This is a genomic window from Microbacterium lemovicicum, from assembly GCF_003991875.1.
Classification (GTDB): domain Bacteria; phylum Actinomycetota; class Actinomycetes; order Actinomycetales; family Microbacteriaceae; genus Microbacterium; species Microbacterium lemovicicum.
On sequence record NZ_CP031423.1, the window covers coordinates 2,596,582 to 2,620,859 of the forward strand.

Sequence of the window (24,278 nt, forward strand, 5' to 3'; positions counted from 1 at the left end):
GCCACGGACGAGCGGGAGAGCGGATGCCGCGGCATCCGCTCTCCCGATCAGTGCGTGTGGGGATCTCCCGCCGTGTCCGCGACGGCCGAGGCCGGGGAGGCGGCGATCTGGTGCTCCACCGTCATCCCCTCGCGCACCCACGTCACGCAGGTGCGGGTGTTCGGCACGCCGTCGACCACCATCACGCAGTCGAAGCAGACGCCCATCCCGCAGTAGTACCCACGGGGAGCGCGGCGCTCGGTCTCACGCAGGGCGAGGTCGCGATCGGCCATGACGGCCGCCGCGACGCTCTCGCCCTCGTAGGCGACGGCGGGACGCCCGTCGAGCACGATGCCCACCCGCGGGCCGCGCTCGAGGCCGTGCCCCGGCACACGTCCGGAGCGTGCGCCGCTCATACCGCCGCCTTCTCCGTGAGCATGCCCTCCTCCAGGAGGATGGCCCGCATCGCCTCGAGCTTGGCCGGATCGGTGACCGGGAGCCTCGGGCTGCGCACATGCCCGGCGGGCTGGTCGAGCATGTGCATGAGCGCCTTGAGCTGAGCCTGGTACGAGCCGAAGTGGCCGGCCCACCCGCCCGGCAGCCAGAGCCGGGGGAACAGCCGGTCGGCACGCTCGGCGTACTCCTCCATCGGAGCGAAGTCGCCGCGCCAGTAGTCCTCCCAGAACGCCGGGTCGGGCGAGCCGTTGAGCGAGCCTCCGCCGACGAACCCGTCGCCGCCCTCGGTGCGCAGCACCTCGACGCCGCGGGCCGACATGTACGGGCCGAAGACGCGCACGCGGTCGCGCACGCGACGCGCGGTCTCGAAGAACTGGTCGGCGTCGGGCGTGCTGTCCTTGATCGCGACGACCGACTCGATGTCGGCGAGGCGGTCGGCCAGGTCGCTGCCGATGTCGACGCCGGTGCCGTGCGGCCAGTTGTAGACCACCAGGGGCGCCTTCACCCGGTCGCTGATGTCCTCGTACCAGGCGATGACCTCGTCGGGGAACAGCTTGATGTACGGCGGCGGCGAGGCCAGCACGCCGTCGGCACCGGCGGCGAGCGCGTGGGAGGCCAGGTCCTGCACGTTCTCCGCGCGATTCGAGGTGCAGCCCACCAGCACGCGCAGCCGGCCGGCCGCAGCGGAAACCGCCGTCTCGGCGACGGCCTTGCGCTCGTCGGTGCTCTGGGAGAACCACTCGCCGCACGTGCCGTTGATGACGGCGCCGTGCATCCCGCGCTCGGCGTACTGGTCGATCAGCGCGGCCAGGGTGTCGAGGTCGAGGTCGCCCGACTCGGTGAAGGGGGTGACCACCGCCGGGAAGTAGCCGGCCCAGTCGACGTCGTCGCGGTTCATGCGTGTGCGCTCCTCAGATGTGCGGGGAAGGGATGCGGCGGCTCAGACCAGCGCGGCGTTGCCGCGATCCAGCGAGAACCGTTCGGGGAAGGGGGAGACCGTGCCGGGGCGGTCGAGGATGCTCTCGGCCACCTGACGGGCGTAGATCGGGGAGAACGTGAAGCCGGTCGTGGCGACGCAGGCGTAGTAGCCCGGGACGAGGGCGGACTCGCCGACGATGGGCGAGAGGTCGTCGGTGAACGCGATGACGCCCGACCAGGTGCGCACGACGCGCACGTCCTCCAGCGCGGGCACGACGTCGAGGGCGACCCGGAGGTTGCCGGCGGCGCTGCGCCACTGCGTCGGGTAGCGCCGCGGATAGCCGGTCGACCCCGTCGGCCAGCCGCCGCCGATGATGAACGAGCCGTGCGTGCTCTGCTTCAGCGTGAGTCGACGGCCGATGTGCTGCACCATCGAGGGCAGGAGGGGGCTCCGCGACTCCGTCACGTTCACGTGCAGGCCCTCGCGGCGGATCGGGAAGCGCAGGCCGACCATCGCCGCCTGCTCCCCCGCCCAGCCGCCGGCGCAGTTGACCACGCGGCGCGCGCGGATCGTCCCGCGCGTGGTGTGCACGGTGAAGCGGTGGGCGGCGGAGGCGTCGTCGACGTCGATCGCCAGCACCTCGCTGTGCGTGCGGACGCGGGCGCCGTGCTCAGCCGCGCGCCGCGCGTAGAGCAGCGCGGTGACGAGCGGGTTGGCGTGCCCCTCGAGGCCGCAGTAGGTCGCGCCGAGCACACGGTCGGAGAAGTAGGGCGCACGATCCCGCAGCGCTGCTCCGGTGAGCACCTCGGTCTCGATGCCCGCCTCCTCCTCGAGGACGTGCTTCTCGTGCAGCAGCGCGAGCTGCTCCGGCGTCTCCGCCACCATCCACCCGCCGGTCTGGTGCAGGCCGAGGTCGGCGTCGAGCTCCGCGCCGAGTCTCGTCCAGAGGCCGTACGCCTCGACGCTCGAGCGCGCGTCGCTCAGCAGCCGTGCGCGGTCGGCCTCGGCGCCGCGGCCGGAGAGCTGGTGGATGGCGAGCTGGAAGTGGAAGCTGCCGGCGTTGGTGCCGGATGCCTCGCGGTTCAGCTCGGCGCGCTCGAGCAGCTCGACCTCCACGCCCTCCTTCGCGAGGTAGTAGGCCACGGCGGCCCCGGCGATGCCGCCGCCGATCACGAGGACGTCGGTCTCCGTGACCGGACCGCGGGCGCTGCGCACGATCTCCTCGGCGACGAGGTCGGTGCGCGCCGGTTCGACCGGAGCGCCCTCCTTGGCCTCGAACAGCCCGGGGTCGGTCACCTCGGCGTCGGCGATCGCGCCGATGGCAGTCGGTCGCAGCGGCATGCGCGGTGTCGCGGGCGGAATCTCGGCGATCGGCACGTCGCGGGCGGCGGCGATCATGGCGGCGATGTGGCGGCCGCACATGCGCCCCTGGCACGGGCCCATGCCCGCGCGGGTCGCGCCCTTGACCGCGCTGACCTCCGGCGCCTCGGCGATGGCCTCGGCGATCGCCCCGGCGGTGACGCTCTCGCACCGGCAGACCACGGTCTCGGGGGTGGCCAGCTCGAAGATGCCGTCTCCGACGCGGTACATGCGATGGGTGGCGTCGGTGAGGGCACGGCGGCGGCCGACGCGTGTCAGCAGCGGGGCGGCGGACGCCGCGGCATCCGCTGCGCTCATCCGTCCGGCGTCCTGCGCCACGGCGAGGGCGGCGATGCGCCCCTCGTCCACGGCGACCGCGGAGCCCTCGACACCGGCTCCGTCGCCGACGGCGTAGACGCCGGCGACGTCGGTGCGGCGCCAGTCGTCCGTGCGGATGACGGGACCGCCGAGGTCCTCCCGGCTGTCGAACGAGCAGCCGACGAGGCGCAGCAGCTCCGTCGACGGAGTGAAGCCGTAGCCGACGCACAGCACGTCGGCCTCGACGGTGGTCTCGGTGCCCGGGATGACGCGCCAGTCGGCGTCGACGCGGGCGTGCACGACGCGCTCGACCCGGCCGTCGCCCTCGGCGCGCACGACGATGCGGCCGTACTTCAGGGGGATCCGGTGGCGGAGCAGGGCCGCCTGGTAGGCCGCGGCGTCGCGGAGCAGGCCGACGTTGCCGGGAGCCGCCCGCGCGATGCGGATCAGATCGCCCGGAGAGGGAGCGGGTCCGGCCTCGAGCGCGGCGACGATGTTCGCGCCGTAGCCGGCGAGCTGCGCGGGGAACGCGAGGGCGACGGGACCGGAGCCGGCGAACACGATGCGCTCGCCGGGGATGACCGACTGCGTCTTGGCCAGGGTCTGCAGGCCGCCGGCGGTGATCACCCCGGGGAGCGTCCAGCCGGGGAAGACGACGGGACGGTCGTTCGCGCCCGTCGCGACGATCACCCGCGCCGCGCGGACCGGCGCGACGGGGCCGCCGTCGGTCTGCACCATGGCCGTCCAGCCCTCGTCCGCCGGGGCGAGATCCACCACGGTCGTGCGCAGGAGGAGGTCGGCGCCGGAGGCCTCCGCCTCCTCGATGAGAGCGCGACCGGCCCGGTACTGCGCTCCCATCTCTCGGGCGTCGGTGACCCGCATGCCCGGTCCGGGCTGCTTGTAGACCTGCCCGCCCAGGGTGGGGCGCTCGTCGATGAGCGCGGCACGCAGCCCCGATGCGGCGGCGGTGGAGGCCGCCGCCATGCCGGCGGGGCCTCCCCCGACGATCAGGACGTCGTAACCGCGCTCATCGACCGCCATCGATCAGCAGCCGTCCGGCATGGCGGGCATGGTCGGGGCCATCCACGTGGTGTACAGCTTCTCGAGCGTGCCGTCGTCCTGCGCCTTGCACAGGAAGGCGTCGAGCTTCTCGGTCAGGGCGGAGTTGTCCTTCTGGACGCCCCACGCGCCGTAGTACAGGCTCAGCGGCTCGTCGAGGTCGAGGACCTCGAGCTGCCCGGAGTTGGAGCGGTCGAACTCGGCCAGGATGTAATCCTCGACCACCGTCGCGTCGGCGCGACCGGAGGCGACCTCCAGCAGGGCGGCGTTCTGGTCGGGGAAGGACGAGACCGTCGCGTTCGGGAAGGTGTCCTTGACGAGGGTCTCCGACGTGGAGCCCTGGAGCGCCGTGATGACGACGCCCGCCTGGTTGTAGTCGTCGATGCTGGTGCCGCGCGTCGAGCCCGGCTTGACGCCGAGGATCGTGGCGTAGGGCACGTATCCGCGGCTGAAGTCGATGACCTTCTTGCGCTCGTCCGTGGCTCCGAGTCCGACCGAGACCATGTCGAACTGCTTCGCCTGCAGGCCGGGGATGAGCCCGTTGAAGTCGAGGTTCTGGATCTGGAGCTCGACGCCCATGTCGTCGGCGAGCGCGTTGAGCACGTCGACGTCGTAGCCGCTGGGCTTGTCGCCATCGAGGAACATCTGCGGCTTGTACTGCAGGTTCATGCCGACCACGAGCGTACCCGGGGTCATGAGCCCGTCGCCGCCGGAGGCCGCGTCGCCTCCGGCCGCAGCCGAGCCCTCCGGTGCCGCGGTCGCCCCGCCGCCGCAGGCGGTGAGGGCCAGCGCGGCCGCGGCGACGGCCGCGATGAGCGGCAGCCGCAGCTTCTTGCTGAATCGTGCGTTCACGGTGATCTCCATTCGTGTGATTTCGGGATGCGGAGGTGGTGCAGAGTCGGAAGCCGTGTCACTTCACGGCGGGCATGGGCGTGGTGAGCGGCGACGCGGTGCGCAGGCGGTCCACCACGCGGGCGATCTCGCGCTGCTGCCGCGAGCGGAGCCACCGGCCGATGAAGCCGAGCGGGGGCCGCACGTAAGCGCCCTCGATGAGACGGAAGATGAGGTCGATCGCGAAGGCCGCCAGCACGTAGATGATCGCCGCGGCGGTGTAGAGGACGAACGGCTGGAAGGTCGTGGCCACCAGGTTCTGGGTGACGCGCACGACCTCGAGCAGGCCGATGACGGTGAAGGTCGAGGTGTCCTTGACCATGCCGATGAACATGCTGCCGATGTTGGGCAGGGCGATCTTGATCGCCTGCGGCAGGGTGACCGAGAAGAAGATCTGCACCGTGCGCATCCCGAGCGCCCAGCCGGCCTCGGTGTGCCCGGGAGGCACGGCCTGCAGGGCCGAGCGGAAGATCTCGGCGAAGAACGCGCTGTACAGCAGCGAGAGGGCGATCACGCCCGCCTGGAAGACCGTGAAGCGCACGCCGAGCAGCAGGGCCAGGCCGAAGTAGACCCAGATGACGCTGACGAGGGCGGGCACGCCGCGGAAGATGTTGATGTAGGCCAGCGCGATCCAGGCGACGGGCTTCGGACCCGAGCGCAGCACGGCCAGGAGCAGTCCGAAGACGAGCGAGATGAGCAGGCCGACGATGGCGACGGATGCCGCGGTCCACAGTCCGCCCAGGAGGGCGTCCCGGTTGTCCCAGATGAGACTCCAGTCGTAGTCGAGGATCGACATCACATCACCGCCCGGAGGAACTCGCGAGCGCGGTCGCTCGAGCAGTTCTCGTAGAAGCCTCGGGGTCCGGTCTCGACGATGCGGCCGTCCTCCATGAACACGTTGAGATCGCCGATCTCCTTGGCGAAGCCGATCTCGTGGGTGACGACGACCATCGTCATCCCCGTCTCGGCGACGAGGCGCATGGTCTTGAGCACCTCTCCCACGAGCTCGGGGTCGAGCGCCGACGTCGGCTCGTCGAACAGGATGACCTCCGGCTCGAGGGCCAGCGCGCGGGCGATGGCGACGCGCTGCTGCTGACCGCCCGACAGCTCGGCGGGGTAGTTGCCCGCCCTGTCGAGGAGCCCGACCTGCCGCAGGGCGACAGCCGCAGCATCCCGCGCCTGCTGCCGGCCCATGCCGTGCACCTTGCGCAGCGGCAGACCGACGTTGTCGAGGGCGCACAGGTGCGGGAACAGGTTGAACTGCTGGAACACCATGCCTACCTTGCGGCGGAGGGCCAGTCGTCCGCCGCGGCGCACGCCCGCCTCGCCGGGCAGGCCGGGTCCGTACTCGACGCCGTCGACCTGCAGCGAGCCCGAGTCGGGCTCGGCGAGGAGGTTGATGCTGCGCAGCACCGTGGACTTGCCCGAGCCCGAGGGTCCGAAGAGCACCACGTGCTGGCCGCGCTCGATCTCCAGGTCGATGCCGTGGAGCACCTGCGTCTTCCCGAAGGACTTGTTCACCCCCCGCAGCCGGATGATGGGGGTGTCCACGAGGGCATCCGTGGGGGATGCCGCTGCCGATGACCTCGTCCTCATGCCCTGACCTCCGTCACACTCACGTACAGCTCGTCCGGATCGCGGAAGTAGGCGTACCGCCAGCTCCGGCCGCCGCCGAGGTCGATGTCGACCGGCTCTCCGACGAGCTCCACGCCGAGCTCCCCGAGGTGCGCGACGGCGAGGTCGAGGTTGCGGGCGCCGAGGGAGAACTCGAAGGTGCCGAGGTGGCCCCACTCCCCGCGCATGTCGGGTCCGGCCGGGTCCTGCTGCACGGGCTCGAGCGAGCCGCCGTGCGGGCTCATCAGCAGCATCATGCGCTGGCTGGGAGGCGTGCGTCCGACGGCCTCGAACCACGGGTTCATGGGCTCGTTGACGCCCTCCATGTCGAAGAGCTTCGAGGTGAAGCCGAGCGAGCGGTAGAACTCCTCCGTCCGCGCGGAGCTGCCGACGCCGAAGGCCACGTGGTTCACGCCCTGCGGGCCACTGGGGTGCGGCCAGCCGGACTCCAGCGAGCGCCACTCGATGAACTCGATCTTCGCCCCGTCGGGATCCTCCACATAGGAGAGGCCGCAGTGGGTGTCGTAGGGCTCGAGGATCTGGTCGTTGGGGTCCATCAGGACCGTGTGGCCCGAGCGGACGAGCCCCTCGTGGAAATCCTCGTAGTCCTTCACGTGGATGCAGACCTCGCACACCCCGGGCTCGCCGTAGGCGAAGCCGTCGGGAAGGGGCGGCTGCGGGCGGTCGAGGATCTGCACGAGCTTGATGCCCGAGCGACCCAGCACGGTGGGCGTCGCGCTGCGCAGATACACGACGCGCGCGCGGGTGGAGGCGTGGCCCGTGACCTCCGCGAGGCCGCCCAGGTCGCCGGTGTGGTCGAACACCACGTCGATGAAGCCCAGTCCTGCGTAGAAGCGGACGGACCCGTCCATGTCGGACACCCCGACCCCGATGTGGTCGAGGCCCAGCAGGGTGCCGAACTGGTGGTGCGGTCGGCTCATTCCATCTCCCGTCGAGCTGCGACGCATGCACGTCGCTGACGTCGGCAGGGGCCGATCGCGTTGAAGCGATGTTTGCACAACGAACAATTGTCCGCAATACGCACACTATCGTTCGTATTGCGATTGTTCGTTCGCATATCGTACAGTTTGACGAATCCGAGGAGGGAGCCATCGTGATCGACGGCGCAGAGATGACGGGCCGCGAGCCCGTCCGAGCGGTGGGTCTTCTGACCGGCCGGCGCTTCCTCGTCACGGGCGGCGCACGCGGCATCGGCGCGGCGGTCGTGCACCTGCTCTCCGAGCACGGTGCGCACGGCGCCGTCATCGACCTGGGCGAGCCGGAGACGGCCGGCCCCTGGCCGGCACGGTCCGCCGACGTCGCCGACGAGCACGCCATGCGCGCGGCGGTCGCCGACCTGGTCGCGCAGAACGGGCCGTTCGACGGCCTCGTGGCCGCCGCGGGCGTCGTGCCGTCCTGGCACTCCCCCGAGGACATCGACCTCGACGACTTCGACCGCGTCCAGCGCGTGAACACCCGGGGGATCGTCGTGTCGCTCAAGACGGTCGTACCCGGCATGCCCGACGGCTCCACGGTCGTCGCCATCGGGTCGCTCAACTCGTGGAAGGGCGACGCGCACCTCCTCTCCTACGTCGCGAGCAAGCACGCGGTGCTCGGCATCGTCCGCTCCGCGGCTCTAGCCCTGGGCTCCCGCGGCATCCGGGTCAACGCCGTCGCCCCCGGCCCGGTGGCGACCGAGGCGCTCCTCTCGCGCATCGACAGCCGAGTGGATGCCACGGGCCGCACCCGCGACGAAGCGCTGGCCTCGTCCGCCTCGGCGACGGCCCTGCAGCGACTCGCCACTCCCGACGACGTCGCGGGCGCGGTGCTCTTCCTCTCCAGCCCCCTGGCGGCGGCGATCACCGGACATCTGCTGCCCGTCGACGGCGGCCTGTCGTGAGGAGGGCGGAGGGATGACCTCGCTCGACGGGCGCACCGCGCTCATCACCGGCGTCTCGGGCGGCATCGGCACGGCGCTGGCCGCGACCTTCGCCCGCGAGGGCGCGGCCGTCATCGGGACCTACCGGCAGCGCCGCGCCGAAGCCGAGACGGCGGTCCCCGGAGGGCTCGCCCAGCTGCTCGACGCCGACCTGTCCGATGCCGGCGCGGCGCGCGATCTCTGGCGGCGCGCGCGGGCCGCGGCATCCATCGACACCCTCGTGGTCAACGCGGCCACCCTCGTCCCCACGGCTCTCGACGCCGACGACGAGGACTGGGACGACGGCTGGCAGCGGTCGCTGCAGACCAACGTCGTCGCCGCCTCCACCCTGATGCGCGCCGCGGCCGCCGACTTCGCCGAGCGGGGGTCGGGGTCCATCATCGCGATCTCGAGCTGGGCCGCCCAGCAGGGGTCGCGCCTGCCCGACCTGGGCGCCTACGCCGCCTCGAAGGCCGCCCTCCGCAACTTCGCCCAGACGCTCGCCCGCGCGACGGCACGCGACGGCGTGCGCGTGTACACCCTCGCCCCCGGCCCCGTCGGCACCGGCATGGGGACGGTCGACCGCGACGACGACGAGATCCGCGCGGTCGCCGACGGCCTCGCGATGGGCCGCCACGTGGACGCGCAGGAGATCGCCGAGCTCGCCGCCTTCCTCGCGAGCGATCGCTGCCCCAGCCTGACCGGATCCACCCTCGACCTGAACGGCGCGAGCTACATCCGCTGACGCGGTGCCGCCGCCACGAGCACGACCTGCGAATCGGACGTCCCATGACCTCACCCTCCCGCCCCGCGTCACCCGACCCGACGGTCGACGCCGACACCGTCGCCGTCATCGGCGCCGGAGGGATCGGCGTCGCCTGGGCCGTGCTCTTCTCCGCCGCCGGCGTGGGGGTGCGCCTCCACGAGGCGAACGAGACGGTGCGCTCCCGGGCGATCGCGGAGGTGCGCTCGAAGCTGGCCGAGCTCTCGGGAGCCGGCCTGCTCGAGGAGGAGGTCGACGCGGTCATCTCGCGGGTGGCCGTCACCGAGACGCTGGAGGAGGCCCTCGCCGGCGCCGCGTTCGTGCAGGAATGCGTCGTCGAGGACGTCGACGTCAAGCACGCGCTCTTCGCCGAGATGGATCGGCTCGCCGACCCCGCCGCGGTGCTGGCCAGCTCCACCTCGACGATCATGGCCTCGCGCTTCGCCGACGGCCTCCCCGGCCGCCACCGCTGCGTCGTCGTGCACCCCGGCAACCCGCCCTACATCCTGCGCATCGCCGAGATCGTCCCGGCCGCCTTCACCTCGGAGGAGACGGTCGCCGCGGCGAGCGCCCTGATGCGCCGGGTCGGGATCACGCCGATCGTCCTCCATCACGAGATCGAGGGCTTCGCCTTCAACCGCCTGCAGGGAGCGCTGCTGCGCGAGGCGTACTGCCTCGTGCGCGACGGGGTGGTCTCGCCGGCCGACCTCGACACCCTGGTGCGGGAAGGACTCGGTCTGCGGTGGTCGGTCATCGGCCCCTTCACCACGAGCGAGCTCAACACCCGGGGCGGCCTGCGCCGCCACGCGGAGGTGCTGGGGCCGATCTACGCGCGCATCGGCGTCGAGCGCGCCACCGAGAACCCGTGGAGCCCCGAGACCGTCGAGCGGGTCGCCACGGAGATCGAGTCCCGCCTGCCGCACGCCGCCTGGGAGGAGAACGTGCGCGAGCGCGACCGTGCCATGATCCGGCTGTCCTCGCTGCTGCGCGGCTTCGCCAATCCGCTCGCTCCGGCTCCGGCTCCGGCTCCGGCTCCGGCTGACGCTCCCGGGCGGGACGGAGCAGCCGACGGCACGAAGCCGTCGCCCGCCACTCCGTCGGAGCACCGGGAGGCCCCGGCGCACGACGCTCGCACCGCCGCGGGCGCTTCTCGCACCGAACGGGTGTCCTCGGTTTCATCGTTGCGTATGTAAAGCTGTTGAGGGTTCTGACCGTCTCATCATCGACCTCGAGCGAGCGTAGACTGATCGTTTGTGAACACTGACGCGATGTCCTCCGTTCAGGTCGGCGCCTGGTCGATGCTCGGCACGGCCGCCGCGGCATCGCTGATGTCGCGAATCGGCGCCGACTGGGTGGTGCTGGACTCCCAGCACGGCCTGTACGACGACGCCGGCGTGATCGCTGCCGTCCCCGCCGCGGCGTCGGTGCCCGTCCATGTGCGGGTCAGCGCGAACACGCCCGCGCTCATCGGCCGGGCCCTCGACGCCGGAGCTGCCGGCGTCATCGTGCCGATGGTGCAGGATGCCGCGGAGGCGGTCGCCGCGGCGGCCGCCTGCCGCTACGCGCCCGAAGGCATCCGGTCATGGGGGCCGCTGGCCGCCTACCGCGGCGAGAGCACCGTGCCCCCCGCCGAGGCGAACGCACGCGTCTCGTGCGCGGTGATGGTCGAGACCCCCACCGCCGTCGCAGACGTCGAGGCGATCGCCGCCGCCCCCGGGGTCGACATCGTGTTCGTCGGCCCCTTCGACCTCTCGATCGCCCTCGGCGTCGAGGTGGCGGATCTTCTCGCCGACCGCACGCCCGGCAACCCGCTGGACCGCATCGTGGCCGCGTGTCGCGCGGCGGGCACCGTCGCGGGCGCCTTCGCCGGTGGAAGGGATGCTGCCGACGCCCTGCTCAGCCGCGGCTTCACCTGGATCGCCGTCGCCGTGGACACGCAGCTCATCACCGCCGCGGGCACCGCGCTCGTCGCCGACACCCGCGGCGCAGCCCGCCGCCCGGAGGAGAACCGATGACCGACACCGTCCGCCGCATCGCCGACGAGTACGTCCGCGCGCTGGCCGCGCACGAGCCCGCCGCCGCCCAGGCGCTCGGCGAGCGCCCGACCCGGCCGCTCGCCGACCTCTCGCCGGAGTGGCTGGAGGAGCGCTACGCGCTGCAGGGCGAGACCCTGCGCCGACTGGCCGGCCTGCCCGCCGACGCCGACGACGCGGTGCTGCGCTCGGCGATGACGGAGCGGCTCACCAGCGACCGCGGCTTCTACGACACGGGCTTCACCCCCCGGATGGTGGCGGGCCTCGCGAGCCCCGTGCATCTCATCCTGGAGAGCATCGAGGGACTCCCGATCTCCGACGACGAGGCCGGCATGGCCGTCCTCGAGCGGCTGGAGGCGGCACCGGCATCCGTCGACGACTACATCCGCGCGCTCGAGCGCGCACGGGAGCTCGGACGCCGAGGTCGCTTCACCGGCACGGGCGTCGCCGCTGTCCGGCAGATCGACCTCCTCGCCCAGCAGGTGGAGGGCTGGGTGGCCACCGACTACTTCGGCCGCGTTCCTCGCGAGGAGGGGCTCTCCTCCGCCGCCGCCGATCGCGCCGATCGGGCCGCGCGCGAGATGGCGGAGGCGCTGACGCGCCTCGCCCGCTTCCTGCGGGACGACCTCCGGGCGGATGCCCCCGAGGAGGACGCGATGGGCGAAGACGTCTACCCGGCGATGGTGGCGAGCATGCTGGGCACCCCGGTCGACCTCCGGGAGGTCTACGCCTACGGGTGGAGCGAGCTGGAGCGGCTGGTCGCGCAGTCGCGCGATCTGGCGTCGCGGCTCGGCGGCACGGGCACCGACCCCGTGCGCTCCGCGGGCGCTCTGCTCGACGAGGATCCGCGCTACCGCCTCGAGGGCGTCCCCGCGATCACCGCGTGGCTCCGTGAGCGGGTCGACGAGACCACGCGGGCCCTGCAGGGCGTCGCGTTCGACCTGCCCCCGACGATCGCGGACGTGGACTGCCTCGTGTCGCAGGCCTCCAGCGGCGTGGTCTACTACACCCCGGCGCCGCCGAACGCGGAAGTTCCGAGCCGCATCGTCTGGACCATCCCCAGCGGCGTGCCCTTCGCCGCCACGTGGCACGAGGTCTCCAGCGTCCATCACGAAGGCCTGCCCGGACACCACCTCGAGCACACGGTCAACCGCGCCAACGCCGACCTGCACCCCTGGCAGCGCTACCTGTGCGAGGTGCACGGCTACGCCGAGGGCTGGGCGCACTACGCGGAGGGGCTGTCGGACGAGCTCGGCCTGATCCGCGACGACGCCGAGCGTCTCGGCATGGTGCTGGGTCAGATCTGGCGCGCCGTCCGGATCGTGGCCGACATCGGCATGCACACCGACTGGCCCGTGCCCGAGACGCCCCTCACCGATCAGACGCGGTGGACGCCGCAGCTCGCGCGCGAGTTCCTCGAGGAGTTCGCCTTCGTCGAGCCCGACCTGGCCCGGTTCGAGGTCGACCGCTACCTCGGCATCCCGGGTCAGGCGCTCGCCTTCAAGGTCGGCGCCAAGCTGTGGGTCGACGCCCGCACCGCATGGCGTGCCCGCCACGGCGACGACGCACCGCTGCGCGACTTCCACCGCGACGCGCTCGCCCTGGGCCCCATGGGGCTGGGCCCGCTGCGCGACCTGCTGCTCGCGGACTGACCGGTCGACTCAGGCGCTCCCGACAGGTCGGGGCACCGTCTGCCCACACCGACGGATCGCGGGCGCCGTCGGTGCTCACGCCGGGTCGGGGGCGCCGTCGGCGCGGACCGTCGCCACCGGCCGCCTCACGGCGACGGCCACCTCGTCGCCGGTCCGGTGCTGCGCGGAGGCGGCGACCTCCACCTCGATGCCGGTCGACTCCCCCGCCCGTGGCGTGAGCCGCACGCGCAGCAGTTCGTCGGCGCCGCGGAAGCTCGCATCCACGACGGTCCCCCGGCGACCGCGCGCGCCCGGATCGACGAGTCCGAGGGTCTCGGGACGCAGCACGGCCAGCCGATCCCCCGCGGGCGTCCCCGGAGCGATCGCCACATCGCCCAGCGCGCTGCGGGCCGACGGGCCCCCGTCGACCTGCACCGGCAGAAGGACCGAGCGGCCGATGAAGCCCGCGACGAAGGCGTCCGCCGGGCGGTCGTACACCTCGCGCGGCGTGCCGCTCTGGCGGATGCGTCCGGCGCGCATCACCAGCACGCGGTCGGCGACGGCGAGCGCCTCCGCCTGATCGTGCGTGACGAGCAGGGCGGCACTGTCGGTGCGCCGGAGCGCGCGGATCATGTCGCCGCGCACCTGCTCGCGCAGCGAGGCGTCGAGGTGCGCGAACGGCTCGTCCAGGAGCACGAGTCCGGGGCGGGCGGCGAGGGTGCGTGCGAGGGCGGCGCGCTGCGCCTCGCCCCCCGAGATCTCGTGCGGGAGGCGCGGTGCCAGCGAGGCGATGCCGAGCACGTCGAGCAGGGCGTCGACGATCTCGCGCGACTGCCCCCGGCGCAGGCTGTACCCGACGTTCGCGGCGACGCTCAGGTGCGGGAACAGCACGTCGTCCTGGAACACCATGCCCACCCCGCGGTCCTCCGGCGGCACGGGCCGTCGACCGCCGGTCACGCGCACACCGGCGACGTCGACGGTGCCGTGAGCCGCGGCATCCAGTCCCGCGATGATCCGCAGCGTCGAGGACTTGCCGCACCCGGACGGCCCGACGAGGGCCACGATCTCGCCCTGACCGACCTCGACGTCGACGTGGTCGACCGCGATCCGCTCGCCGTGACGGCGGACCAGCCCGCGCGCCGCCAGGGCAGGGGCGCCGGTCGCGCGAGCGCCGACCGCGGACCCGCTCACGCCGACACCGCCGCGCGCGCCGCCGACCGCTCGTGCAGGGCGAGCAGGGGGACGCTCAGGGCGACCATCAGCAGCGCGGCGATGCTCGCCGTGGTGTACTGCCCCTCCACGATCGCCCCCCAGACGCGGATGGCGAGCGTCTCCGATCCGGTCGGGCGCAGCAGGAGCGTGACGGGCAGCTCGTGCAGCGCGGCGAAGAAGACGAGCGTCGCGCCCACGAGCGTCGACCGGCGCACCAGCGGCGCCACGACCCGCAGCGCCGTCCGCACCGGCGGATCGCCGAGGGTGCGGGCGACGTCGATGAGTCGGGGGTCGATTCGTCGCAGCGCGATCACGAGGGGGCCCAGGGCCAGCGGGAGGAAGAGCACCGCGTAGGCCAGGACGAGCGTGGTGGTCGACTGGTAGAGCACCCGCGGCCCGATGAGCGACAGGACGAGCACGGCCAGCCCGACGGCCAGGTGCGGGAGGGAGTGCGTCACCCACGGCAGTCCGTCGACGACACGGGCGAGCGGCGAGCGGCGGCGGGCGACGAGGGCCACGGGCACCGCGAGCGCCGTCGTGACCACCCCCGCGAGCAGAGCGAAGTACAGGGCGTTGCCCGCCTCGGCGAGCACCGGTCCGGGCTGCACGCCGTTCGCCAGGCCCCGCACCGCCCAGGTGGCCAGCGTCGCCACCGGCAGCACCGTCGAGAGCAGCACGACCGCGGCCAGCACGGCGGTGCCGGCCAGGATCGCTCCGCGGCCGATGGCCACTGGGACGATCGGCCGCGCCCGCGCGGCGACCGCGCGCTCGCGTCCCCGCAGCACCGCCTGCGCGAGGATGAGCGCGAGCGCCACGAGCACGAGCACCCCGCACAGCGCGAAGGCCGGCGCGAGGTCGACCCGGCCGCGGAACTGCGCGTAGACGGCGCGCGTGAACGTGTCGTAGCGGAGCATCGAGACGGCGCCGAAGTCGGACACGACGTAGAGCGCCACGACGCACCCGGCCAGCGCGAGGGTGCCGCGCAGGTGCGGCAGCGTCACCCGCACGAAGGCCCGGATCGGCCCGTCGCCGAGCAGCCGGGCGCTGTCGAGGAGCGCCGGGTCCTGACGCGCCAGCGCCGCACCCACGAGGGTGTGCACGATCGGCACGCTCACGATGGCCAGGCACGCGGTCGCCGCCCACAGCCCGGTCGCGGGAGGCAGCCGGTCCACTCCGAGCGGGGCGAGCCAGCCGGTCAGCACGCCGCCGCCGCCCAGCATGCCCGACAGGGCCACGGCGAAGACGTAGGCGGGCAGCACCAGCGGCACGCAGACCAGCACCGACCAGATGCGGCGGCCCGGAAGGGACGTGCGCCGTGTCAGGAGCGCGGTCGTGGTGCCCAGCACCCCGGAGACGGCCACCACGAGCACCGTGAGCAGGAGGGTGTTGCCGAGGAGCTCGAGGAGACGGGATGCCGGCACGGTGGCGGCCGAGCGCCCCAGCCACGCCTGCACGACGAGGACGATCAGCGGCGGAACCGACAGTCCGGCGACGATGACGACCGCGAGGACCGTCGCCGTCCGGCCGAGCGCGCTCCTCATCACGTCACCCTAGATGAGCCCCGAGCGGGCGATGAGGTCGGTGGCGACGTCGAGGTTGCCGGCGACCTCCGGCAGGCGCATGTCGCGGATGAGCGCCGGATCCAGGGGCCGCTCGCCCTCGGGAGTGCCGATGCCGTCGGCGAGCGGGTACTCCCCGACCTCCTCGAGGAAATGGCGCTGGGCATCCTCCGACAGCAGGAAGCGCACGAAGTCGACCGCCGCCTCCGGGTGCGCGCCGGCGGCGAGCGCGCCGATCGTCGTGGGCATGACGACGTCGCCCGGGTCGCCCGCGGCGAAGGAGTGGTTGCGCACGGGGAAGGCCGGGTCCTCGGTCACGAGGCGGTGCACGTAGTAGTGGTTGACGAGCCCGGTGTCGAGGTCGCCCGCCGCGATCGCCCGCAGCTGCTCCTCGTTGCCGTCGAAGATCTGCGGGTCGTTCGCGGCGACGCCCTTGAGCCAGTTCAGGGTCTCGTCCTCGCCGCGCATCGCGACCATCGCCGCGACGAACGAGACGAAGGAGCTGTGCGTGGGCGACACGCCCACCCGTCCCCGCCAGGGTTCGCCGGTCAGCTCGAACACCGAGGCGGGCAGCTGCGCATCCGGGGTCTGCGCGGGGTCGTAGGCCAGCACGCGCCGGCGCGCGGTGACGCCCACCCAGTCGCCGTCGGCTCCGGAGATCCCCGCGGGGACCCTCTCGATCACGTCGGCCGGAAGCGGTGCGAGCAGGCCGGCCTCGGAGACCGCTCCGATGTAGACGGGGTCCTGCGTGAAGAACAGGTCGGCGGGCGAAGTGCCGCCCTCCTGCAGGATCGTCGTGGCGAGCTCGCCGGTGCTGCCGTACCGGGCGTCGACCTGGAGGCCGGTGCTCTCCTCGAACGCCTCGACGAGGGGGCGGACGTGGTCCTCGTTGCGGCCCACGTACACGACGAGGTCGGCCCCGTCACCGCCCGTCGCCGCGTCGCCGCCCGGGGTCGCGCCGCCTGCCGCCGATCCGCCGGCGGTGGAGCCGGCGGCACACCCGGTGAGGGCGAGGGAGGCGGCGAGGAGGATGACGGTGAGGCGGGACGTGCGCATGCGGGGAGGCTCCGATGGGGTGACGGCCCGGCCGTCGGGTGAAGAGGGGCGGGCGCCGGGGCGTCAGGGGGCGATGAGGGTGAAAGCCGGGTCCGCGCGCAGCGCGGCCTCCAGCTGCGGGACGTCGACGGTGCGGAGCTGATCGAGCCGGTCGAGCGAGGCATCCGCCTCCGTCTCGAATCGGTCGAGCACCTCGTACACGCCGGGCACCGGGCGCGTGTCGGACAGCTCGACGACGATCTCGGGAAGCAGCACGATCTTCTGATCGAGCCCTGCCGGCATCTTGAGCGCGTCGTTGTGGTTCTGCAGATCGGGGTTCGTCAGCACCCGCCGCTCCGCGTCGATCGCGGCGGCGACCTCGGCCAGCCGGTCGGCGAGCGCACCGTCGCCGACGCGCTCCCGCAGGTCGCTGACCGCGGTGTGCGCGGCGTCGCTCCAGCCGATGCCGTCGCCGATCCTGCCGAGCAGGTCGCGGATGCGGATGAGCAGGCGGTACTGCTCCTCGAGGTCGGCGTCGTCGGCGATCCCACGGGGATCCCGGAGGACCGTCAGCTCGCGCGACGACCGGTGCGTGCCGTCGTCGAGGGTGAGCGTGTAGGTGCCCGGGGGCACCCGCGGTCCCGGGTGGATCACCGTGCGCGGCGAACCGTCCCGCGGCGCGGTCAGCGCCGGCTCGATGCGGAGGTCCCACAGGAACGCGTGGGTCCCCGCCTCGCGGGCGAGGAGCTCCGCCGGCCCCAGGTCGCGGTCGCCCGGCGCCGTCGACGAGAACCTCCGCAGGACGGTGCCCGCGGCATCCGTCACCGACAGCGTCACCGTCTCGGCGGCGTCCGCCAGCCGGTAGATCAGCTGCGCACCGTTCGGCGGGTTCTTCCCGCCGTCGAGCCATACGGACTCGACGCTGCCGTCGGGGTTCTTCCGCCGCGTGAAGGTCGCGCCGCCGAGGGGGACGCCCGGGAAGCCTCCCACCCACGACCCCTCACCGGGCATGTCGAACCCGTCGGGGGTGGCGTAGCGGTGCACGAGCGGAGGGGTGAAGAAGACGGCCGGGTCGCCCGCCGTGCCGCGCGCCTCCCGCAGCGGGGTGACGTCGTCGAGGATCCAGAACGCCCGGCCGTGGGTGCCGGCGACCAGCTCGTGGTCGCGCACCTTGATGTCGTAGACCGGCACGGACGGCATGTCGCCGCGCAGGCTCGCCCAGGTCGCGCCGCGATCGACCGAGAACCAGACGCGGCGCTCGGTCGCCAGGTAGAGGAGGTCGGACGACACCGGATCCTCGCGGACGCTGCGGGCCCACTCCCCGTCGGGCAGCCCGTCGACGATCGGCTCCCACGTCGCACCGAAGTCGTCGGTGCGCCACACGAGCGGCCGCGTGTCCTGGATGCGGTACGCGTGGGCGGCCAGGTACGCCGTGCCGGCGCGATGGGCGGACGGCTCGATGCGCGCGATGGTCGCCCACTCGGGCAGACCCGGCACGTGCAGCTCGGTCCAGGCGCCGCCGGCGTCGCGGGAAACGTGCACGCGGCCGTCGTCGGTGCCCACCCACAGCTCGCCGGCCGTCAGGGGCGACTCGGCGAAGGCGTAGATCGTGCAGTACACCTCGGCGCCCGTGGAGTCGCCCGAGATGGGGCCGCCCGTGGGGCGCTGCTTCGACGCGTCGTCGCGCGTGAGGTCGGGACTGATGGCCGCCCACGTGATGCCGCCGTCCGGCGACCGGAACACCCGCTCGCCGGCGACGTAGAGCACGCCCGGCTCGTGCGGCGAGAACTCGATCGGGTACGTCCAGCCGAAGCGGTGACGCATCTCGCTCGCGCCGATGCCCATGAAGTACTCGGGCCACACGGCGACGTCGCGCGCCTGCTCCGTCACCTGATCGAAGCGCAGAAGGGGCCCGGGGTGGCCGAAGCCGGCGCCGCCGAGCATCACGAAGCGGGGGTCGGAGCGGTCCAGCGCGACGTCGCCCGCCTCGGCCTCGCCGAGCTCGACGCAGTCGGGCCAGCGCAGGGCGCCCTTCCACGAGCGGGAGGGCGCGCGGATGCCGGAGTTGTCCTGCTGCGTGGCGTAGAGGTCGTACGGGAAACGGTGGTCGATGTCGAAGCGGTAGAACTGCGCCGTGGGCTGGTTGTAGATCGACGACCACGTCATGCCGCCGTTGACGCTCACGCACGCTCCGCCGTCGTTGCCGTTGATCATCCGGCTCGGGTCCGCGGGGTCGATCCAGAGGTCGTGATTGTCGCCGTGCGGGGTCTGCACCTGCTGGAAGGTGCGACCGCCGTCGCGCGAGCGCCAGGCCCACGTGTTCATGCTCCACACCGTGTCGGCCTCGGTCGGGTGGGCGATGATGTGGCTGTAGTACCAGGGCCGGCCCTGCACGGAGCGCTCCTGCGACACCTGCTCCCACGAGAGGCCGCCGTCCTCGGAGCGGTAGACGCCGCCCTGCCCGCCGATCGCCTCGACGAGCGCCCAGACCCGTCCGGCGCGGGCGGGGCTGGCCGTCACGCCGATGCGGCCCAGCAGACCCGTCGCGAAGCCGGGGTTGTCGGAGATGCGCTCCCACGTGTCCCCGCCGTCGACGGAGCGCCAGAGACCCGAGTCCTCGCCGCCCGACACGATGTCCCACGGATGCCGCACCATCTGCCAGATGGAGGCGAACACGATCCGCGGATTGGTCGGGTCGATCGACAGGTCGGCGCCGCCAGCACGGTCGGAGACGTGGAGCACGAGGTCCCACGTGAGGCCGCCGTCGGTCGTCCGGTAGACGCCGCGTTCGGGGCTCGGTCCGAACACATCGCCGGTCGCGGCGACGAACGCCGTCTCGGCGTCGCGCGGGTGCACGCGCACCTTCGCGATGTGCTTGGTCGCGTCCAGCCCGAGGTGCTGCCACGTGCGGCCGCCGTCGACGGTGCGGTACACCCCGTCGCCGGGCACGACGTTGTTGCGCGCGAACGACTCGCCCGTGCCCACCCAGACGACCGAGGGGTCGGACTCGGCCACGGCGATGGCCCCGATCGAGGCCGTCTCGAGGAAGCCGTCGCTCATCGGGCGCCAGTACTGGCCGGCGTCGTCGGTCATCCACACGCCGCCCGAGCAGGCGCCCATCCAGAACCGCGAGCGATCCGACGGGTCGCCCGCCACGGCGACGACCCTGCCGCCCCGCGACGGGCCGGCGCTGCGCCAGTGGATGACGGCGTCGCCGAGCTGCGTGGCGACGTCGTGACTGGTGAGGCTCATGCGGTGGTCTTCCCCGCGGGTGCGGTGGCCGGACGGATGCGGCAGATCACGCGTTCGCTCTCGATCTGCTCCGCGATGTAGGGGCGGCCGAAGTACTTCTCCGACAGCTCATCGATGTGCGCGCGGGCGGGCGGGCCGAGGATGAACTCCACGACCTCTCCGCGGATCTCCGCGTAGGAGTACGGGTTCTCCTGATCGATGATGAGAACTGCCACGCGCGGGTCGCGCCGCATGTGGCGATACTTCAGACGGTGCACCTCGGTGTTGATGAGGATGTGCTCGTCGTCGCAGTCCACCCACATCACCTGCGCGGTCGGCGAGCCGTCCGCGCGGAGTGTGGTGAGCGAGGCGAAGTTGCGTCCCTTCGCCAGGCGTCGGGCGTCGTCGGTCAGACCGGTCATCGGCATGCTCCTGTCACTTGACGCGCACCCGCGAATCGAGCGCGGCGTAGACGATGTCGACCAGGATCGAGGAGAGCACGACGAACAGCGATGCCAGCAGCATGGTGCCGATGATCACCGGCTGGTCGCCGCGGTTCACCGACTGGATGGCGAGCCGGCCGATGCCGTTGATCCCGAAGATCTGCTCCGTGACCACCAGGCCGCCCAGCAGCACGGCGATGTCGAGGCTCACCTGCGTCACGACGGGGGTGAGGGCACTGCGCATCCCGTGCTTGTAGACGACCGTGCCCTCGGCCAGCCCCTTGGCGCGGGCCGTGCGGATGTAGTCCTCCCCCAGCACGCCGGCCAGCTGGCTCCGCGTCAGGCGGGCGTACGTCGCGGCCGAGACGAAGCCGACGGTGATCCACGGGAGCAGCAGGTGGCGCGCCCACTCGAGCGGGTTCTCGGTGAACTCGACGTAACCCGCGGCCGGGAAGATGGGCAGCCCGAGCACCGTGAGCTGGAAGAACAGCACGTACAGAAGGAGCAGGCCGACGACGAAGGTCGGCACGCTGAGTCCGCTCAGCACGAACACGGTGCTGAGACGGTCGCGGAGGGAGCCCGGGCGGCGCGCGGCGCCGATGCCGATGCCGACGCCGATCAGGAGCGCCAGCGCGAGCCCGCCGACGGCGATCGACGCCGTCTCGGGAAGGCGCTGCACGATCGACTCCAGCACCGGCTGCTGGTTGTAGAAGGAGTACCCGAGGTCGCCGGTCAGCAGGCCGCCCATGTAGAGGAGGTAGCGCTCGACGATCGGCAGGTCCAGGCCCAGGCGCTCCCGCACCAGCTCGACCTGGTCGTTCGTCGCCTGCACGCCGGCGATGGTGCGTGCCGGGTCGTTGGGCGCGACGTAGAAGAGGAGGAACATGATCGCGCTGATGGCGAGCAGGGTCAGGATGCCGGACACGACCCGCCGGCTGAGGAAGCGGATCATGCGCGGGCCTCCGCCTTCGCCGCGCGGCGTGCCGCACGGGTGCGGGCGAGCTTCCGTCGACCGGCGAACAGCGTCTGCCGCGGATCGAGGGCGTCGCGGATGGAGTCGCCGAGGAGGTTGAAGGCGAGCGTCACGGCCAGCAGCGCCGCAGACGGGAAGATCACCAGCCACGGAGCGATCGTGTACAGCGAGCCCTGCGACGCGATCGACAGCATGTTGCCCCAGGTGGCGGTCGGCGGCAGGACGCCGAGGCCGAGGAACGACAGCGTCGCCTCGAAGACGATCGCCTGCGGGATCAGGAGGGTGCCGTAGACGAGGATCGGCACGAGCAGGTTGGGCAGCACGTCCACGCGCATGATGCGCCAGTTGGACGCTCCGAGCGATCGGGCGGCCTCGACGAACTCGCGCTCCCGGAGCGAGAGCACCTGCCCGCGCACCACGCGGGCGATGGGCGCCCAGGAGAACAGCACGATCACCACGACGGTCGTGCCCAGCGACGGGCCCACGAGCGCGACCAGCGAGATCGCGAACAGCAGCTGCGGCAGGCTGAGAGTGGTGTCCATCAGCCAGGTGAGCACCGTGTCGACCCAGCCGCGGAGGAAGCCCGCGACCAGCCCGACGATCGTGCCGATGCCCAGCGCGCCGAGCGTGGCGGCGAAGGCGACGATGAGGCTGACCTGCGCGCCGTAGACGAGGCGGACCAGCACGTCGCGGCCGAGGTTGTCGGTGCCCAGGAGGAACTGTCCGTTCGGGCCGACCGGTGTGCCGAACTCCGTCAGTCCGTCGTCGCGGAACTGCTCGTCAGGGCCGTGGCCGATCCATGCGGCGATGAGGGGGGCGGCGAGGGCGGCGAGGATGACCAGGAGGATCACCGCGACGGAGACCATGGCCGTCGTGTCACGGCGCAGGCGGCTCCAGACGAGCTGGAGCGGACTGCGCGCGGCGACGGGGGCCTGCACGGTCAGCCCCGAGTCCGGGTGCTGGTCGATGATGCCCGACTCCTCGGCGGGCTCCACCTCGACGCGGGGGTCGGCGGGGTCGTGGGGACTCATGCGCGGCGCTCCCGTCCGTCGTTCGTGCGGGCGGGCGTCGTCTCGAGATCCGGTGCCGCCGCGAGGAGCGCCCGCGTGTACTCCTCGCGGGGCGAGCGGTAGACCTCCTCCACCGTGCCGTGCTCCACCACGACGCCCCGGTGCATGACGGCGACCGTGTCGGCGATGTGCTCGACGACGGCGAGGTCGTGCGCGATGAAGACGTAGGTGAGGCCGAGCTCGGACTGGAGCGAGCCGAGCAGGTTGAGGATCTGCGCCTGGATCGACACGTCCAGCGCGGAGACCGGCTCGTCGCACACGACGAGCTTGGGGTTCAGGGCGAGCGCGCGCGCGATGCCGATGCGCTGACGCTGCCCGCCCGAGAACTCGGCGGGGAAGCGGTTGTAGTGCTCGGGGTTGAGGCCGACGAGCTCCATCAGCTCCTGCACCCGCGGGCGCAGACCCGACGACGGGACGGCGCTGTGGATGATGAGCGGGTCGGCGATGATCGAGCCGACGCGGCGCTGCTGGTTGAGCGAGCCGTACGGGTCCTGGAACACCATCTGCACGTCGCGTCGCAGCGCGAGCCGCTGCGTGCGGCTGAGACGGGAGATGTCGCGTCCCTCGAACTCGACGCGGCCGCCGGTCAACGGGATGAGTCCCGTCAGCGCGCGGGCGAGGGTCGACTTGCCGCTGCCGGACTCCCCGACGATGCCGAGCGTGCCGCCCCGGGGGATGTCGAGACTCACGCCGTCCACGGCGACGATCGTCTCGCTGGTCAGTCCGAGCAGGCCCTTGCGCGCACCGGGGAAGGAGATCCGGACGTCCTCGATGCGGGCGAGCAGGTCGCGCTCCCCCGCCGCGACGGGGGGCGGCGCCTGGACGACGGGCAGGACGACGGGGGTCGCGTGCGAGGCCGGCAGCACGCAGGCCGAGCGCTGGCCGGCGCTCACCGGCTTCTCCTCCGGGAAGCCGTGGAGGCACGCGTCGTGCACCAGCGCGCAGCGCGCGGCGAAGGGGCATCCCGGCTGCTCGATGAGGAGGCTCGGCGGATTGCCGGGGATGGACTGCAGCACGGTCCGCTGCGAGCCGACGCGCGGCACGGAGGCGAGGAGACCGCGCGTGTAGGGGTGGTGCGGGTGGTCGAGCACGTCGGCGCGCGTGCCGCGCTCGACGATGCGGCCGCCGTACATCGTGATGACCCGGTCGGCCACCTGGGCGACGACCCCCAGGTCGTGCGTGATCATGAGGATGGCCGTGCCGTGCTCGCGCTGGAGGGAGTTCATGAGCTCCAGCAGCTGGGCCTGCACGGTGACGTCGAGGGCCGTCGTGGGCTCGTCGGCGATCAGCAGCGAGGGCCGCAGCGCGAGGGCGAGCCCGATCATCACGCGCTGGCGCATGCCGCCGGAGAACTGGTGGGGGAAGTCGTCGATGCGCTTCTCGGGGTGGGGGATGCCCACCTCGCCGAGCACGTCGATCACGCGGGAGCGCAGCAGCGTGGGCGACGTCTTCTCGTGGACGCGGATGGCTTCGGCGATCTGCGCGCCGACGCGGAACTGGGGGTGCAGCGACGACAGCGGATCCTGGAAGACCATGCCGATCCCCCGGCCGCGCACGGCGCGGAGGTCGTCGTCACCCATCGTGAGGAGGTCTCGCCCATCGAAGATCGCGCGCCCGGAGACGATCGCGCCGCTGGACAGACCGACCATGGCCTGCGTGCTCACGGACTTGCCGGAGCCGGACTCCCCCACGACTCCGAGGGTCTCCCCCTCGTCGAGGTCGAAGGAGATGCCACGCACGGCGTGCAGTCGCCCATCCCCCGTGTCGAACGACACGTCGAGATCTTCAACTTCCAGCAGCACGTGGCATCTCCTT

20 protein-coding genes are annotated in these 24,278 nt (G+C 72.6%); 5 read left to right on the plus strand and 15 right to left on the minus strand.

All coding sequences use genetic code 11. The features are described 5' to 3' along the window. Window positions 1-47: 47 nt before the first annotated feature. From CVS47_RS12175 to CVS47_RS12205, 7 genes are read right to left on the minus strand one after another with little or no spacing between them, the layout of a single operon-like run. Complete coding sequence (locus CVS47_RS12175) at window positions 48-395, minus strand: (2Fe-2S)-binding protein (RefSeq protein WP_127096316.1); 348 nt, start codon at window positions 393-395, stop codon at window positions 48-50. After that, window positions 392-1,333 (minus strand): dihydrodipicolinate synthase family protein, encoded by a 942-nt coding sequence (locus CVS47_RS12180; protein WP_127096317.1) that lies wholly within the window; start codon window positions 1,331-1,333, stop codon window positions 392-394. The genes CVS47_RS12175 and CVS47_RS12180 overlap by 4 nt, the downstream gene beginning before the upstream one ends. 42 nt (window positions 1,334-1,375) lie before the next feature. Further along, window positions 1,376-4,072: an FAD-dependent oxidoreductase gene (locus CVS47_RS12185; protein ID WP_127096318.1), complete on the minus strand. Its 2,697-nt coding sequence runs from the start codon at window positions 4,070-4,072 to the stop codon at window positions 1,376-1,378. Window positions 4,073-4,075: 3 nt separating this feature from the next. Beyond that, window positions 4,076-4,942: an ABC transporter substrate-binding protein gene (locus tag CVS47_RS12190; protein WP_164734647.1), complete on the minus strand. Its 867-nt coding sequence runs from the start codon at window positions 4,940-4,942 to the stop codon at window positions 4,076-4,078. Window positions 4,943-5,000: 58 nt separating this feature from the next. After that, window positions 5,001-5,777 carry an amino acid ABC transporter permease gene (locus CVS47_RS12195; RefSeq protein ID WP_127096320.1) on the minus strand — a complete coding sequence of 259 codons (777 nt, stop codon included), beginning with the start codon at window positions 5,775-5,777 and terminating at the stop codon, window positions 5,001-5,003. Continuing rightward, window positions 5,777-6,532: an amino acid ABC transporter ATP-binding protein gene (locus tag CVS47_RS12200; RefSeq protein ID WP_315268681.1), complete on the minus strand. Its 756-nt coding sequence runs from the start codon at window positions 6,530-6,532 to the stop codon at window positions 5,777-5,779. Before CVS47_RS12200 ends, CVS47_RS12195 begins: the two co-directional genes overlap by 1 nt. 41 nt (window positions 6,533-6,573) lie before the next feature. Continuing rightward, window positions 6,574-7,536 (minus strand): VOC family protein, encoded by a 963-nt coding sequence (locus CVS47_RS12205; RefSeq protein WP_164734648.1) that lies wholly within the window; start codon window positions 7,534-7,536, stop codon window positions 6,574-6,576. Window positions 7,537-7,709: 173 nt separating this feature from the next. Between CVS47_RS12205 and CVS47_RS12210 the strand changes: the two genes are divergently transcribed. The 5 genes from CVS47_RS12210 (at window position 7,710) to CVS47_RS12230 (ending at window position 12,961) form a co-directional block, all read left to right on the plus strand. Continuing rightward, window positions 7,710-8,495, plus strand: coding sequence for an SDR family NAD(P)-dependent oxidoreductase (locus tag CVS47_RS12210; RefSeq protein WP_164734649.1), 786 nt, complete (start codon window positions 7,710-7,712; stop codon window positions 8,493-8,495). Between the two features lie 13 nt (window positions 8,496-8,508). Continuing rightward, a complete protein-coding gene (locus CVS47_RS12215) occupies window positions 8,509-9,258 on the plus strand; it encodes an SDR family NAD(P)-dependent oxidoreductase (RefSeq protein WP_127096324.1) in 750 nt (249 codons plus the stop codon). A gap of 44 nt (window positions 9,259-9,302) precedes the next feature. After that, window positions 9,303-10,469, plus strand: a complete 1,167-nt coding sequence (locus tag CVS47_RS12220; protein ID WP_206502620.1) for a 3-hydroxyacyl-CoA dehydrogenase — start codon at window positions 9,303-9,305, stop codon at window positions 10,467-10,469. A gap of 75 nt (window positions 10,470-10,544) precedes the next feature. Continuing rightward, window positions 10,545-11,291 (plus strand): HpcH/HpaI aldolase family protein, encoded by a 747-nt coding sequence (locus CVS47_RS12225; RefSeq protein ID WP_127096325.1) that lies wholly within the window; start codon window positions 10,545-10,547, stop codon window positions 11,289-11,291. After that, entirely contained in the window at window positions 11,288-12,961 is a 1,674-nt protein-coding gene (locus CVS47_RS12230) for a DUF885 domain-containing protein (protein WP_127096326.1), read from the plus strand. Before CVS47_RS12225 ends, CVS47_RS12230 begins: the two co-directional genes overlap by 4 nt. A gap of 75 nt (window positions 12,962-13,036) precedes the next feature. On the opposite strand, the gene CVS47_RS12235 is transcribed toward CVS47_RS12230, so the two are convergent. The 8 genes from CVS47_RS12235 to CVS47_RS12270 form a co-directional block, all read right to left on the minus strand. Then, window positions 13,037-14,131 carry an ABC transporter ATP-binding protein gene (locus CVS47_RS12235; protein ID WP_164734650.1) on the minus strand — a complete coding sequence of 365 codons (1,095 nt, stop codon included), beginning with the start codon at window positions 14,129-14,131 and terminating at the stop codon, window positions 13,037-13,039. After that, a complete protein-coding gene (locus tag CVS47_RS12240) occupies window positions 14,128-15,693 on the minus strand; it encodes an ABC transporter permease (RefSeq protein WP_127096328.1) in 1,566 nt (521 codons plus the stop codon). The genes CVS47_RS12235 and CVS47_RS12240 overlap by 4 nt, the downstream gene beginning before the upstream one ends. A gap of 9 nt (window positions 15,694-15,702) precedes the next feature. Then, window positions 15,703-16,767, minus strand: coding sequence for an extracellular solute-binding protein (locus CVS47_RS12245; RefSeq protein WP_127096329.1), 1,065 nt, complete (start codon window positions 16,765-16,767; stop codon window positions 15,703-15,705). 63 nt (window positions 16,768-16,830) lie between these two features. Beyond that, on the minus strand, window positions 16,831-19,998 hold the full coding sequence (locus tag CVS47_RS12250) for a glycosyl hydrolase (protein WP_127096330.1): 3,168 nt from the start codon (window positions 19,996-19,998) through the stop codon (window positions 16,831-16,833). Beyond that, complete coding sequence (locus tag CVS47_RS12255; protein ID WP_127096331.1) at window positions 19,995-20,399, minus strand: PPOX class F420-dependent oxidoreductase; 405 nt, start codon at window positions 20,397-20,399, stop codon at window positions 19,995-19,997. The genes CVS47_RS12250 and CVS47_RS12255 overlap by 4 nt, the downstream gene beginning before the upstream one ends. 13 nt (window positions 20,400-20,412) lie before the next feature. Beyond that, window positions 20,413-21,372 carry an ABC transporter permease gene (locus CVS47_RS12260; RefSeq protein ID WP_127096332.1) on the minus strand — a complete coding sequence of 320 codons (960 nt, stop codon included), beginning with the start codon at window positions 21,370-21,372 and terminating at the stop codon, window positions 20,413-20,415. After that, window positions 21,369-22,424 carry an ABC transporter permease gene (locus tag CVS47_RS12265; protein WP_127096333.1) on the minus strand — a complete coding sequence of 352 codons (1,056 nt, stop codon included), beginning with the start codon at window positions 22,422-22,424 and terminating at the stop codon, window positions 21,369-21,371. Before CVS47_RS12265 ends, CVS47_RS12260 begins: the two co-directional genes overlap by 4 nt. Then, window positions 22,421-24,265: a dipeptide ABC transporter ATP-binding protein gene (locus CVS47_RS12270; protein ID WP_127096334.1), complete on the minus strand. Its 1,845-nt coding sequence runs from the start codon at window positions 24,263-24,265 to the stop codon at window positions 22,421-22,423. Before CVS47_RS12270 ends, CVS47_RS12265 begins: the two co-directional genes overlap by 4 nt. Window positions 24,266-24,278: the final 13 nt, after the last annotated feature.

What these genes read in the sequence shown, in the direction of transcription:
- CVS47_RS12175 (WP_127096316.1), bottom strand. Translation starts at nt 395, where the DNA reads ATGAGCGGCGCACGCTCCGGACGTGTGCCGGGGCACGGCCTCGAGCGC.
- CVS47_RS12180 (WP_127096317.1), bottom strand. Translation starts at nt 1,333, where the DNA reads ATGAACCGCGACGACGTCGACTGGGCCGGCTACTTCCCGGCGGTGGTC.
- CVS47_RS12185 (WP_127096318.1), bottom strand. Translation starts at nt 4,072, where the DNA reads ATGGCGGTCGATGAGCGCGGTTACGACGTCCTGATCGTCGGGGGAGGC.
- CVS47_RS12195 (WP_127096320.1), bottom strand. Translation starts at nt 5,777, where the DNA reads ATGTCGATCCTCGACTACGACTGGAGTCTCATCTGGGACAACCGGGAC.
- CVS47_RS12205 (WP_164734648.1), bottom strand. Translation starts at nt 7,536, where the DNA reads ATGAGCCGACCGCACCACCAGTTCGGCACCCTGCTGGGCCTCGACCAC.
- CVS47_RS12215 (WP_127096324.1), top strand. Translation starts at nt 8,509, where the DNA reads ATGACCTCGCTCGACGGGCGCACCGCGCTCATCACCGGCGTCTCGGGC.
- CVS47_RS12220 (WP_206502620.1), top strand. Translation starts at nt 9,303, where the DNA reads ATGACCTCACCCTCCCGCCCCGCGTCACCCGACCCGACGGTCGACGCC.
- CVS47_RS12225 (WP_127096325.1), top strand. Translation starts at nt 10,545, where the DNA reads ATGTCCTCCGTTCAGGTCGGCGCCTGGTCGATGCTCGGCACGGCCGCC.
- CVS47_RS12230 (WP_127096326.1), top strand. Translation starts at nt 11,288, where the DNA reads ATGACCGACACCGTCCGCCGCATCGCCGACGAGTACGTCCGCGCGCTG.
- CVS47_RS12240 (WP_127096328.1), bottom strand. Translation starts at nt 15,693, where the DNA reads ATGAGGAGCGCGCTCGGCCGGACGGCGACGGTCCTCGCGGTCGTCATC.
- CVS47_RS12245 (WP_127096329.1), bottom strand. Translation starts at nt 16,767, where the DNA reads ATGCGCACGTCCCGCCTCACCGTCATCCTCCTCGCCGCCTCCCTCGCC.
- CVS47_RS12250 (WP_127096330.1), bottom strand. Translation starts at nt 19,998, where the DNA reads ATGAGCCTCACCAGTCACGACGTCGCCACGCAGCTCGGCGACGCCGTC.
- CVS47_RS12255 (WP_127096331.1), bottom strand. Translation starts at nt 20,399, where the DNA reads ATGACCGGTCTGACCGACGACGCCCGACGCCTGGCGAAGGGACGCAAC.
- CVS47_RS12260 (WP_127096332.1), bottom strand. Translation starts at nt 21,372, where the DNA reads ATGATCCGCTTCCTCAGCCGGCGGGTCGTGTCCGGCATCCTGACCCTG.
- CVS47_RS12265 (WP_127096333.1), bottom strand. Translation starts at nt 22,424, where the DNA reads ATGAGTCCCCACGACCCCGCCGACCCCCGCGTCGAGGTGGAGCCCGCC.